Genomic DNA, 13,378 nt, shown 5'->3' with positions numbered 1-13,378 from the left:
ATGGTATCACTTACTTCTTATGCCTTTGTTTCAATGATGCTTTTTTCAATTGGAGCTATTGGAGTAATTGCAAGAAAAAATATCTTTGTAATTTATATGTCAATTGAGATGATGTTAAATGGAATAAATCTATTCTTAGTAACTTTTGCTAGATACCATTTTAATATAGACCCACAAATTATTACAATCGTTGTAATATCTATTGCTGCTGCTGAAGCTGCGATTTTTTTATCTGTAATTATTCTTTTATTTAGATCTAAAAAATCTTTAGATACTGATTTATTCACATCTCTTGCACAAGGAGAGAAAAAATGAGTACAAATTTACTTATTTGGATAATATTGTCTCCATTAATTGGTGCAATTTTAAACGGTGCTTTATATTTTTACAATATTAAAAAACAAAAAATTAGTGAAAAATGTTTTGCAATAATTGGAACACTTACTCCACTAATCGCTTTTTTAATAACATTTAGCCTATTTAATAGAATTTTAGATGAAGGTATAGTTTTCAAACAAAACCTATTTACTTGGCTTAGTGTTGGAAATTTAAATATTGATATGGCATTTTTAGGTGATAATTTATCAATATTTATGGCAATGTTTGTAACTTTTGTTGGATGGTTAATTCATATTTATGCAGTTGGATATATGAAAGGTGATGAGGGGTTTGGTAAATTCTTCGCTTATTTTAACCTTTTTCTAGCTTCAATGCTTATTTTAGTTTTAGCAGATAACCCAGTAATTTTATTTATAGGATGGGAAGGTGTTGGAGTTTGTTCATACCTTTTAATTAAATTCTATTATGGAAGTAAAGAGAATGTTGAAGCTGCAAACAAAGCATTTATAGTAAATAGAGTTGGAGATTTTGGTTTTTTACTAGGAGTTGCAACACTGTTTTTTGCTTTAGGACAGATTGATTTATCATTTGCATCAATTGAAGCAAACTTAGCAAATACAACAAATGGTTGGCTAGTTTTTGCTGGTATATTACTATTTATTGGAGCTATGGGAAAATCAGCACAAATTCCACTTTATACTTGGCTTCCAGATGCAATGGCTGGGCCAACACCAATTTCAGCACTAATTCACGCAGCAACGATGGTAACAGCTGGGGTTTATATGGTTGCAAGATTCCACTTTTTATATGTTGGAATTGAAAATATTGGTATATTTATAGCTTATATTGGGGTATTTTCAGCCCTATTAGCAGCTATTATTGCAACAAGACAAACAGATATTAAAAAAATCCTTGCATACTCAACAATGAGTCAGCTTGGATATATGTTTATTGCTGTTGGGCTTGGATTTTATTCAAGTGGACTTTTCCATGTTTTCACACACGCATTTTTTAAAGCAATGCTATTTATGGGAGCTGGAGGAGTTATTTTAGCACTTCATCACGAACAAAATATATTTAATATTGCAAAACATAGAGCAAGTCTTCCTATTATCTCATTTACATTTTTAATTGGAGTTATTGCAATTTCTGGAATTCCACCATTTTCAGGATTCTTTTCAAAAGATGTTATCTTAGCAGCTGCATTTCAAGAGGGACACTATTTAATATATGCAATTGCACTATTTACAGCATTTTTAACAGCATTTTATATGTTTAGATTATATTTCATAGTTTTTGTTACTCCAAATGGTCATAAAAAAGAGTATGTATATACAAGTAAAACTATTACAATTCCACTTTTAATTCTTGCTATTGGTGCAATTGGTGCAGGATTTTTAAACTTCCCTGCTATTTTTGGTGGAAGTCATTTTGTTGATACATTTTTAAGTCAATTAAACTCAAAAACTATAACATTATCACATAGTACAGAGTATATTTTAATGGCACTTTCTGTAATAGTTGCAGCTTTAGGAATTTTTGTAGCATATAAAAAATATGCAAACTTTGATTTAAATAAACCAGAGCTAGAAGTTGGATTTGTTGGAAGAAAACTTTATGTTGATGAGATTTATGAGGCAATTTTTGTAAAAGGTATGAAAGGTTTATCAAAACTATTTGACAAAGTTATCGATGATAAAATTATTGATGATACAATCATGAGAATATCGACTGGCTTTGTAAATGTAGGTAAAAGAGTTGCAACTATTCAAAATGCAAATGTAAGATTTTATGCTGTATTCATGCTTTTAGGTATGACTTTTGCCTTTATTTACCTATATATTTCACTAGGATTGTAATATGAATCAAGTAATACTTTCATTTATTATATTTTTACCAGCCATTGTAGCTTTAGGTTTAATGCTTACAACAAAAGAGATAAAAACTGTAAGAAATATCTCTTTTGTTACAACTACAGTTGTTTTAGCTTTGGCTCTTAAAGTATTTATGAATTATGATGCAAATGCTTCTATGCAATTTGTAGTAAATATTCCATGGATAGAGAACTATGGCATAAACTATTATTTAGGGCTAGATGGATTTTCATTAACAATTTTAATGATGATAGCTATTTTAATTCCATCTTCTTATCTATTTTTATGGGAAAAAGAGAATAAATCATATTTTATAAATATGCTTTTAGTACAAACTGGTGTTACAGGAGCATTATTATCATTAGATATAGTTCTATTTTACTTCTTTTGGGAGCTTATGTTAATTCCAATATTCCTAATGATAGGAATGTATGGAAGTGGAGACAAAATAGCAACTACTTTAAAAGTAACTATCTATACTATGGCTGGTTCACTATTTATGTTACTTGCAATATTCTATTTAGGAATGAGTTATGCAAATGAGTTTGGTGCTTGGTCTTTTGCTTATAATGATTTAGCAAAAATAACTTCACTTAATTCTTCAACTAAAACTTGGTTATTCCTAGCATTCTTATTTGCCTTTGCAATAAAAATTCCACTATTTCCTGTTCATACTTGGATTATGGCAACATATAAAAATGCTCCTACTGGTGCAGTATTTATCCTTTCATCTATTATGGCAAAACTAGGAATTTATGCTGTTATTAGATTTTTAATTCCTATTTTCCCTGATGAAGTTCAACTATACTCAACATATCTAGTATTTATTGGTATTTTTGGAATGGTATATTTTGGTATTGCAGCTTTAACTCAAGAAGATATAAAAAGAATGTTTGCATACTCTTCAGCATCTCACCTTAGTTTTATTGCTGCTGGTGTATTTACTCTTACATCTTATGGTTTAAATGGTGCTTTATATTTAGTAATGGCTCATGCCATAGCAACAGGAGCACTGTTTTTACTTGTTGGAAATATTCAAGATCAAACAGGAACTAAAAAAATTAAAGATTTAGGTGGAATTGCTAAAAAAGCACCTATTCTTACATTTATTTTTGCAATTATGCTATTTTCAAATGTGGGACTTCCAGGAACTAGTGGATTTGTATCTGAATTTTTAATTATTTTTGGAGTATTTGAGTTTAACTTATATCTTGGAATTTTTGCAGCACTATCAGTGATTATTGGAGCTTCATATATGCTTTGGATGTTTCAAAGAGCAATTTTACAAGATAGAAAAGAGAATCAAGAAGAACTTTCAATGAAAGATTTAAAAATTAAAGAGATTTTAGCTTTAACTCCTTGGGTGCTTCTAATCTTTGTTATGGGATTTTTTCCTGATATTTTTACAAATATCTATGAGCCAACTGTAAATTCATATTTACAAGATATTTTACAAATTGGAGCAACAAAATGAATCAATTTATTCTAGTTTTACCAACACTTGTAGTTTTAGTTGGAGCATTAGTACTTATGTTTTTAAGTATGTATGAAAAAATCTCTACAAAAACTCATATTGTTGTAACTTCGCTATTTTTAGTTTTTGCTTTAGTATTTTCTTTAGTAAATATAAATACAAACTACTCTGTTCAAGCCTATGAAAGTTTTTTACATAACCTTTTAACATTTGATAGTTTCTCAAACTTCTTTAATACAATGCTTATTTTTGGAACACTTTTAACTGTTTTAATTGGTGAGAGTTATTTTAGAAATAGAGAATATTTTAAAGGTGAATTTTTTAGTTTAATTTTATTTGCACTATTTGGAATGATGATTTTAACTCAAGCAAATGAGCTAGTTACTGCATTTATAGCTCTTGAAATTGCATCTTTTTCTGTTTATGTTATGGTTGGATTTAATCAAGACAATTCAAAAAGAATTGAAGCTTTATTTAAATATTTAGTTTTAGGTGCTTTTGTTGGAGCATTTTTCCTTTTAGGCTTAGTTTTAGTTTATGGAACTGTAGTTTCTACAAATTTTGCAGATATTCAAAACTATATTATAAATGCGAATACAAATGATTTAGTTTTAGTTTATATTGGTTTAACTCTAATTTTATTTACATTTTTATTTAAAATTGCAGCCTTTCCATTCCAATCTTGGTTACTTGATGTTTATCAAGGAGCTCCTATGATTGTAACAGCATTTATGGCTTCAACTTTTAAAATATCAATTTTTGCACTTTTCTTAAGAATCATTCTTGATACAGTTGCACCTATTTTTGATTTTTGGGATACTTTATTAACTATTGTTGTAATTGCAACTTTAGTTATTGGAACTTGGTTAGCTCTTACTCAAGAGAGTGTAAAAAGAATGTTAGCAGCATCTTCAATAGTTCATACGGGATATATTTTAATGGCTTTTGTTGCTCTAACTTATGATAATACAAAAATAGCAAATATAGATGTATCTTACTCTATAATGTTCTATCTACTTGCATATATGTTAGCAGCACTTGGTTCTTTTGGTTTAATTTCTCAAATAAATTCAAAATCACTTATAAGAGTTACTTTTAGTGATTTTAATGGTTTAGCAAAACAAAGACCTTTTTATGCTTTAATGCTTACTATATTTTTATTATCTTTAGCAGGAATACCTGGAACTATAGGATTTATAGGAAAACTTTATGTATTTACTGAAACAATAAAAGCTGGTTACACATTAATAGCAATTCTTGCAATTCTTGCGACTATTGTTTCTATTTACTACTACTTTAGATTAATCGCAGCTATCTATTTTTATCCTGTAAAAGAAGCTTGTGCAACTCAAAATTTCAATGAAAAGAGTGTTTCAAATTATGCAATAGCAGTTGTAGCAATTGCAACAATAATTGGTGGTATTGGAAGTGCTATAATTTTCTTTATTCCATCACTTAGTATTGATACAATTACACACCTTACAAATATAGCTATTCAATCACTATTTTTAAACTAATTGTTTAGAAACGAAACAATATATAATTTCAGAAACTCCCTTAAATCCCCACTTGGGGATTAGGTGTAACTTTTTTACCACTATACATTAACAAAAAGTTAATATTCTCTAAGCCATTGAAGAAACTTTAAACTATTATTTTGCTATGATTTTGTGAAATCTAAAATCGCAAGAAAGGATAGCAAATGAGTGACCTAATAGAGGGTTATTTGGGAAAAACAACAGAAGGGAAAAAGAGTAGATTACCTGCAAAACTTGATTTTATTCAAAGTTTCACAGGTGGATTTCTAGCTCTATTTATGTGGGCACATATGATGCTTGTTGCATCTATTTTGGTGTCAAAAGACTTTATGTACTATGTTACAAAACTTTTAGAAGGTAGTTTTATTTTTGAGGGTGGAAATCCACTTTTAGTATCTATTGCTGCTATTGTAATTTTTGTTATTTTCATAGTTCATGCTGCTTTAGGTATGAGAAAATTACCAGGTAACTTCAAACAGTACCAAGTAATTAAAGCTCACTCAAAAAGTATGGGACACGATGATACAAAACTTTGGTTTACACAAGCATTTACAGGATTTGCAATGTTCTTCTTAGGTTCAGTGCATTTATATGTAATTATGACTCATTCAGATGCAATCGGACCATACGAAAGTAGTGCTAGAGTTTGGGAAGAGTATATGTGGCCACTTTACATTCTTTTATTATTAGCTGTTGAGTTCCACGGAACAATTGGACTATACAGACTCTGTGTTAAGTGGGGTTGGTTTGATGGAGAAAACCCAAAAGAGACTAGAAAAACTCTTAAAAAATTAAAATGGGCATTAACAGTGTTCTTCTTAGTTTTAGGATTTGCTTCACTTGCAGCTTATATGAAAATCGGTTACGAAAATTCTAAAAATGGTATTGATAGAGGTTCTTTCCAACCATCTGCAAAAATTATGAATTATGAATTAAAAACTAAAAGTGTTGGAGGAATTGCATAATGAAAATTAATTACTGTGATGCACTAGTTATTGGTGGAGGACTTGCAGGTCTTAGAGCTGCTGTTGCTGCACAAAAAAAAGGTTTAAGTACAATCGTTTTATCTTTAGTTCCTGTTAAAAGATCACACTCTGCTGCTGCTCAAGGTGGTATGCAAGCATCTTTAGGAAACTCTAAAATGTCTGATGGAGATAATGAAGATTTACACTTTGCTGATACTGTAAAAGGTTCTGACTGGGGATGTGATCAAGAAGTTGCAAGAATGTTCGTACATACTGCACCAAAAGCAATTAGAGAGTTAGCATCTTGGGGTGTTCCTTGGTCAAGAGTAGAAGCTGGTACAAGAGAAGCTGTTATTAATGCTAAAAAAACAACTATTACTGAAGATGAAGATAGACATGGTTTAATCACATCAAGAGACTTTGGTGGTACTAAAAAATGGAGAACTTGTTATACGGCTGATGCTACAGGTCATACAATGCTTTTTGGTGTTGCAAATGAAGCACTAAAACATGATGTTGATATTAGAGATAGAAAAGAGGCTTTAAGCTTAATTCACGAAAATGGAAGATGTTATGGAGCTGTTGTTAGAGATTTAGTAACTGGTGAACTTGAAGCTTATGTGGCAAAAGGTACATGTATTGCAACAGGTGGATATGGAAGAATCTTTAAACAAACTACAAATGCAGTTATTTGTGAAGGAACAGGAGCAGCTATTGCACTTGAAACTGGAATTGCAACTTTAGGAAATATGGAAGCAGTTCAATTTCACCCAACTCCAATCGTTCCATCTGGAATTCTATTAACAGAAGGTTGTAGAGGAGATGGTGGAATTTTAAGAGATGTTGATGGTCATAGATTTATGCCAGATTACGAGCCAGAGAAAAAAGAACTAGCTTCAAGAGACGTTGTTTCAAGAAGAATGATTGAGCATATTAGAAATGGTAAAGGTGTTCCTTCACCTTATGGTTACCATGTATGGCTAGATATATCTATTTTAGGTAGAGAACATATTGAGAAAAACCTAAGAGATGTTCAAGAGATTTGTCAAATTTTCAACGGTATTGATCCAGCTGATGAAGGTCCAAAAGGTTGGGCACCAGTTTTACCAATGCAACACTACTCAATGGGTGGTATTAGAACAAAACCAACTGGTGAATCACAAAAATTAGCAGGTCTATTTGCTTGTGGTGAAGCTGCTTGTTGGGATATGCACGGATTTAACAGACTTGGTGGAAACTCAGTATCTGAAACTGTTGTTGCTGGTATGATTATTGGTAACTATTTTGCTGATTACTGTTTAGCAAATGATGTAACAATTCCTACAAAAACTGTTCAAAAATTCTTAGATGAGCAAGATGCTTATATTGATGAACTTTTATCATACAATGGTAGCGAAGATATTTTTAAAATTAAAAATAGAATGAAACAACTAATGGATGACAAAGTAGGAATCTTTAGAAGTGGAGAGCCATTAAAAGAGGCTGTTGAAGAGTTAAAAGAGTTATTAGCTAAAACTAAAAAAATTACTGTTAAATCAAAAGAGAGAGTTGGAAATCCAGAACTTGAAGAAGCTTACAGAGTTCCAAAAATGCTTAAAGTTGCTTTATGTGTTGCAAAAGGTGCTAGAGAGAGAACTGAAAGTAGAGGTGCTCACTATAGAGAAGATTATTTAATGAGAGATGATAAAAACTGGTTAAATAGAACTCTTACATCTTGGCCTTCTAAAGATGATATGGAGCCAACAATCACTTATGAACCACTTGATATTATGACTATGGAGATGCCTCCTGCATTTAGAGGATATGGTGCAAAAGGTATGATTATAGAACATGAAGATTCAGCAATTAGACAAGAGCAAGTAGATAGTATCACGGAGAAAATGCAAGCTGAAGGTAAAGATAGACATCAAATCCAAGATGCTTTAATGCCGTTTAGTTTACCAATGAACTACAAAGAGAAAAACGAAAGAGCAGGAGATAAATAATGAGTACGCAAAAAGGTAGAGAAATTACAATTTCAGTTCTTAAATATAATCCTAGAAGTAAGGTTTCAAAACCTCACTTTGTAGAGTATAAATTAGAAGAGACAGCTGGTATGACTCTTTTTATTGCATTAAATCAAATTAGAGAAAATTATGATCCTGATTTATCTTTTGACTTCGTTTGTAGAGCAGGAATCTGCGGAAGTTGTGGAATGATGGTAAATGGAAAACCAGCACTTGGTTGTAGAACATTAATTGCAAACTACCCTTCAGGAAAACTTCAATTAATGCCAATGCCAGCATTTGAATTAATCAAAGATTTATCAGTTAATACTGGTAAATGGATGGATAGCATGAGTAAAAGAGTTGAGTCGTGGATTCACTCAAATACTGAAGTTGATATTTCAAAACTAGAAGAGAGAGTTGATCCAAAAGTTGCAAATGATACATTTGAGCTTGATAGATGTATTGAGTGTGGAATTTGTGTTGCTTCTTGTGGAACAATGTTAATGAGACCAAAATTTGTTGGACCAGTTGGATTAAATAGAGTTGCAAGATTTGATATAGATCCGCACGATAATAGAACAGCTGAAGATTTCTATGAATTAATTGGAGATGATGATGGAGTATTTGGTTGTATGTCTTTAATGGCTTGTGAAGACCATTGTCCAAAACATTTACCACTTCAAAATAAAATTGCTTACTTAAGAAGAAAATTAGTAGCACTTAGATAAGAATTTATGAGAGTTAAGCTCTCATAAATATGAAATATAGAAAAAGTTAAATATCATTGGTGATATTTAACTTTTTTTATTTAGGAGAGACAATAAATGAGTTTGACAAACGACTATTTTTTACTATACCACGGAATTACCTTTGAAAAAAATCTGGAAATAGAGCCAATACACATAGAGCTTAATTCTGATACTTTTACTATTTTTTCTTTAATTATAAGTGCAAATAGGAAGAATTATGAGAAGTACATAAATCTTACTTCTTTTAAAACTCTTTGCCAACAACTAAAGATAAAAACACCTGCAAATGCGAATGAGTTTTATCATATTCAAGAAAATATTATAGAAATTATTTCAGCAAATAAAACAAAATCAAATCTTGAAACAATTAACCAAAGTTTTGAATATTTACAAAATGAAAATATTATTGATAAAGATAGCTATACTAGACTACACTCTTTGTTTGATTACAAAGAAATAGATGCTTTAAAAGATGAAGATAGTTTAAATCTATCAAAAATTGATGATGAAAATAAATCATCATTTAAGGATTTAAAACAAAATATTGAGAATATTCTTATTGAGTTAAAAGATGAAATATCAAATATCGAAGTTCAAGAAGAGTTAAATAGTGTAGATAATTATATAAATAATCAAAAATTCTCTATTGGAATTACTGGTGTTATGAATGCTGGAAAATCTACAATGCTAAATGCACTTATGGGAAAAGAGATTTTAGGAAGTGCTGTTGTTCCTGAAACTGCAAATTTAACTATTGTTAAACACAATCCTACTGATAATGCAAAAGTTTACTACTGGGATAGTAAAGAGTGGGAAAAAATAGAAGAGAGTGCAAAAAGTTTAGAAAGTATGAGAGATTTTGTAAATGAGACAAACAGAGTCTTTGGTGAAAATCTAAAAAATTACATAAGACCAGTTTCAAGATTTGATGAAGTTGATATAAATGATTTAGCTTTATATACTTCAGCTGAACATAGCCAAAAAAAATGCAACCTTGTGAAATATGTAGAATTAGGAAGCAATCTTAAATTTTTAAGTGATGGTATAGAAATAGTTGATACTCCAGGACTTGATGACCCTGTTATTCAAAGAGAAGAGATAACAAAAGAGTATATAAGTAAATGTGATATGATGATGCACTTAATGAATGTAAGCCAAAGTGCAACTTTAAAAGATGTTGAGTTTATTATTGATGCTGTTTTATACCAAAATATCTCAAAACTTTTAGTAGTAATTACTAGAGCTGATACAGTTTCTAAGAAAAATCTTGAAGAAGTTATAAACTACACAAAATCATCTATTGAAAGACAATTAAAAGCACAGAACAAAGACTCTCAACTAGATCATATTTTAAAAACTATTAAGTTTATTCCAATCTCTGGATATATGGCACTTCTTCATCGAACAGGTAGAGAAAAAGAGGCACTTGAAGCTGGATTTACCTTGGAAGATACAGGAATTTTAGAGATAGAAAACTATCTTATGGAGAGCCTATTTGGTACAAATTCACAAAAAGGTGATTTAGTAATTCAATCAGCAAAAACTCAATTAAATAGATTAATTGAGAAGCAAGTAACATTTAATAACTATGAATTAACTTTATTAAATAAATCAAAAGATGAATTAGAGCTTGAATTAGCAGAGTTTAATAAGAAAAAAGAGTCAAATAAAAGAGTCCTTTTTTCTATGAGTGAAGATATAAATTACTACAAAGGCGATGCAAAGTCTTATATAGATTCTTTAGAAACATTTCTACAAAGTGAGCTTTTGGAGTTACAAAATGTAATAAAACAAAGAGTTGTAAATGATACTAGATACTCTTTAGAAAAAACTAAAAAAAGACCAGAAAATGCAAGAGTAAAAGTGATTGTTGAAACTGCTATAAAAGATGGAATTATTGATGTAATTAGAGATTATAGATATAAATTTATAAAAAAATCTCAAACTATTGGGGAGCAATGTGAACAAAAATATCACGATTTAGGTTTTGCTCTAGGACATAAGAATGAGAATTTTGATGCAAGAGGATTTTTCCAAGATGATTTTAAAAGTGGGTTTTTAACTTCAAATAATGAAATTATGGTAAGTCAGATTATTTCTGCTGTTGGAAGTTCTAAAGAGGGTAGATTAAATGAACTTGATAGAGTTATTGAAGATATTATTAAGACTCAGTTTAAAGGAATTGAAGATGATATTAAAACAAAAGCAAAAAAAGTTAGTTCACTTTTAATTGAAAACTTTTTCAATACTCTAAATGCTCCATTAAAAGCTTTTGAACAAAGACTTAAAAATGAAGAAGAGAGTCTTCAAAATAGGATTAAAACTTTTGAAGAGAATGATAAAAATAAAGCTGAATTATCTATAAATCTTCATAAAAATATAAAAAAATTAGAAAATATTATGTTAAATATCAAAGGACTACACTAATGAGTGCAAATATTAATATATTAAAAAGTTTTATAAATGAATTTAAGGAACAAAATAACCTAAAAGAGATTATTTATGAAGATGGTTTAGTTGGTGATATTAAAAAAACTATTGATAAATTACTAGATGAAAAATTTCATCCTTCTATTCAACTCCAATCTATTTTAAATAAGCAGTTAAGACGGGCAAGATACCCAATGGAAGTTGCAATTACAGGGCAATTTAGTGCAGGAAAATCTACATTTTTAAATGCTATTTTATCAAGAAATATACTTCCAACAGGAATTACACCAGTTACTTCAAAAGTAAACTTTATAAACTATGGTGAAGAGTTTAAACTAAAAATCACTTACTATTCAGGGGCAACAGAATTTGCTCCAATAGAAAGCATTGCTGATTTTACAGACCAAAGACAAGATGATATGAAAAATATCAAATATCTTACACTTTATGCTCCAATGCCAATTTTAAAAGAGATTTCATTTGTAGATACTCCTGGTCTTAACTCACAATCTCAAAGTGATACAGATGTTACAAGAAGAGTTTTAAAAGATGTTGGTGGGATTATTTGGCTAACTTTGATTGATAATGCAGGAAAACTATCTGAAGCTCAAGTTTTAGAAGAGTATATGCAACACTTTAAAAATAAATCACTTTGTGTACTAAATCAAAAAGATAAATTAACTCCTACTCAAGTTGAAACTACAACAAACTATGTAAAAGATAAATTTAGTAAATATTTTGCAAAGGTTGTACCAATTTCAGCTATAAAAGCTCTTGAGGGAAGAGCAAAAGAGAAAGATATTTTAATTGAAGATGAAAATATAAATCTTCTAACTCAACTAAAAAAAGAGCTTTTAGCAAAAGATATAGAGAACAATATATCTATTGAGAATCTTTTAAATGAGCATAAAAGAAAAATAATATCTATAAAACAAAGTGATACTTCACATAATACAAAACTTTTGGAAGACTCAAATATTAATGAAGTTTTAGATTTTATAGAAACAACAATAAGACCACAAGCAGCAGAAGCTAAAGAGTTTGCAATAAAAAAAGATTTAAGAAGTTTTTGTGATATTTTAGTAAAAGAGTATGAAACAATAATCAAAGTTTATGATGCTTTAGTTAATGTTTTAGAGTCATGTGAAACAAAAGTTGATGAAGCTTTTGAAAATATTCATAAAAGATATTCAAAAGAGCTTTTTAGTATCTATAACTCTTTGGAAGCTGTTATGGAAAAAATTGCAAATGAGACATTTAAAAATATCAAAAGAAAAAAATCTCTTAGATTTGAAGAGTCAAAATCACTTTTTGGTGAAAAAATAGAGAAATTTGAATATGAAACTTTTTGGATAGATAGCGATGCTGTTTATAAAGCACTATTTTATGATGACCAAACAGTAGATAAAATGTTTAAAAGGTCAATTAAGCTTTTAAAAAATATAGAATTAGATACAGATGAGGCATTTAGAGATGTTTATCGTCTAATAAAAAATGATGTTGTAAAGTGGCAAGAGCCTTTTGAACTTATTAGAAAACAAAGAGAGATAGCTTCAGATATTGAGTTTTCAAATACAAGACACTTTGCTGCAAAAGTTTATGAAAATGTTTTAAGAACTTTCCATAAAGCAATTTTAGAAAATATCTCAGCACTTAGAAAGAAATTTGCATACTTTAATGGTGCTTTATCCTACTCATATATTCAAACAACTCAAGCAACAATTGCTCATTTTGAGCAACAAATAAGTGAAAGCGAAGAGCTATACAAAAAAGAGCCAAGTAGATTTTCTATTTCACACCCAAGAGAAGATGAAATTGTTGCAAAATTAAAAGCAAACTTTGGTTTTGAAAAAATCGAAGATTTCTTAACTTCAAAAAGAAACTATCTATTTAAAATTATAAAATACTCAAAAGAGCAATATTTAGAGATAAATAAAGATAGAATTGAGTTTGTAAAAAATAAAAAAGAGCAATATTTAGAAAAAATCAAAGATTTAGAGAAGATAAAAGAGGAGGTATAA

At 29.5% G+C, this 13,378-nt stretch carries 9 protein-coding genes; all 9 read left to right on the top strand.

Features of this window, described 5'->3' with window-relative positions; all coding sequences use genetic code 11:
• Positions 1-315: an NADH-quinone oxidoreductase subunit NuoK gene (nuoK, locus tag IQC44_RS02720; protein ID WP_198304672.1), complete on the top strand. Its 315-nt coding sequence runs from the start codon at positions 1-3 to the stop codon at positions 313-315.
• Entirely contained in the window at positions 312-2,198 is a 1,887-nt protein-coding gene (nuoL, locus tag IQC44_RS02715; protein WP_198304671.1) for an NADH-quinone oxidoreductase subunit L, read from the top strand. Before nuoK ends, nuoL begins: the two co-directional genes overlap by 4 nt.
• 1 nt (position 2,199) lies before the next feature.
• Positions 2,200-3,687, top strand: coding sequence for a complex I subunit 4 family protein (locus IQC44_RS02710; RefSeq protein ID WP_198304670.1), 1,488 nt, complete (start codon positions 2,200-2,202; stop codon positions 3,685-3,687).
• The gene (locus IQC44_RS02705) at positions 3,684-5,204 is read left to right on the top strand and encodes an NADH-quinone oxidoreductase subunit N (protein WP_198304669.1); all 1,521 of its coding nucleotides are present in this window, start codon (positions 3,684-3,686) and stop codon (positions 5,202-5,204) included. Before IQC44_RS02710 ends, IQC44_RS02705 begins: the two co-directional genes overlap by 4 nt.
• 185 nt (positions 5,205-5,389) lie before the next feature.
• The gene (locus IQC44_RS02700; protein ID WP_198304668.1) at positions 5,390-6,190 is read left to right on the top strand and encodes a fumarate reductase cytochrome b subunit; all 801 of its coding nucleotides are present in this window, start codon (positions 5,390-5,392) and stop codon (positions 6,188-6,190) included.
• Positions 6,190-8,175, top strand: a complete 1,986-nt coding sequence (locus IQC44_RS02695; protein ID WP_198304667.1) for a fumarate reductase flavoprotein subunit — start codon at positions 6,190-6,192, stop codon at positions 8,173-8,175. Before IQC44_RS02700 ends, IQC44_RS02695 begins: the two co-directional genes overlap by 1 nt.
• Complete coding sequence (locus IQC44_RS02690; RefSeq protein ID WP_198304666.1) at positions 8,175-8,906, top strand: fumarate reductase iron-sulfur subunit; 732 nt, start codon at positions 8,175-8,177, stop codon at positions 8,904-8,906. Before IQC44_RS02695 ends, IQC44_RS02690 begins: the two co-directional genes overlap by 1 nt.
• 96 nt (positions 8,907-9,002) lie before the next feature.
• Positions 9,003-11,354, top strand: coding sequence for a dynamin family protein (locus tag IQC44_RS02685; RefSeq protein WP_198304665.1), 2,352 nt, complete (start codon positions 9,003-9,005; stop codon positions 11,352-11,354).
• The gene (locus IQC44_RS02680; RefSeq protein ID WP_198304664.1) at positions 11,354-13,378 is read left to right on the top strand and encodes a dynamin family protein; all 2,025 of its coding nucleotides are present in this window, start codon (positions 11,354-11,356) and stop codon (positions 13,376-13,378) included. Before IQC44_RS02685 ends, IQC44_RS02680 begins: the two co-directional genes overlap by 1 nt.

The sequence above is a fragment of the Arcobacter vandammei genome (assembly GCF_016106035.1).
GTDB classification, from domain to species: domain Bacteria; phylum Campylobacterota; class Campylobacteria; order Campylobacterales; family Arcobacteraceae; genus Aliarcobacter; species Aliarcobacter vandammei.
Note: the sequence above shows the minus strand (reverse complement) of the source record. Positions and strands in the feature narration are given on the sequence as shown.

What these genes read in the sequence shown, in the direction of transcription:
- nuoK (WP_198304672.1), top strand. Translation starts at nt 1, where the DNA reads ATGGTATCACTTACTTCTTATGCCTTTGTTTCAATGATGCTTTTTTCA.
- nuoL (WP_198304671.1), top strand. Translation starts at nt 312, where the DNA reads ATGAGTACAAATTTACTTATTTGGATAATATTGTCTCCATTAATTGGT.
- IQC44_RS02710 (WP_198304670.1), top strand. Translation starts at nt 2,200, where the DNA reads ATGAATCAAGTAATACTTTCATTTATTATATTTTTACCAGCCATTGTA.
- IQC44_RS02705 (WP_198304669.1), top strand. Translation starts at nt 3,684, where the DNA reads ATGAATCAATTTATTCTAGTTTTACCAACACTTGTAGTTTTAGTTGGA.
- IQC44_RS02700 (WP_198304668.1), top strand. Translation starts at nt 5,390, where the DNA reads ATGAGTGACCTAATAGAGGGTTATTTGGGAAAAACAACAGAAGGGAAA.
- IQC44_RS02695 (WP_198304667.1), top strand. Translation starts at nt 6,190, where the DNA reads ATGAAAATTAATTACTGTGATGCACTAGTTATTGGTGGAGGACTTGCA.
- IQC44_RS02690 (WP_198304666.1), top strand. Translation starts at nt 8,175, where the DNA reads ATGAGTACGCAAAAAGGTAGAGAAATTACAATTTCAGTTCTTAAATAT.
- IQC44_RS02685 (WP_198304665.1), top strand. Translation starts at nt 9,003, where the DNA reads ATGAGTTTGACAAACGACTATTTTTTACTATACCACGGAATTACCTTT.
- IQC44_RS02680 (WP_198304664.1), top strand. Translation starts at nt 11,354, where the DNA reads ATGAGTGCAAATATTAATATATTAAAAAGTTTTATAAATGAATTTAAG.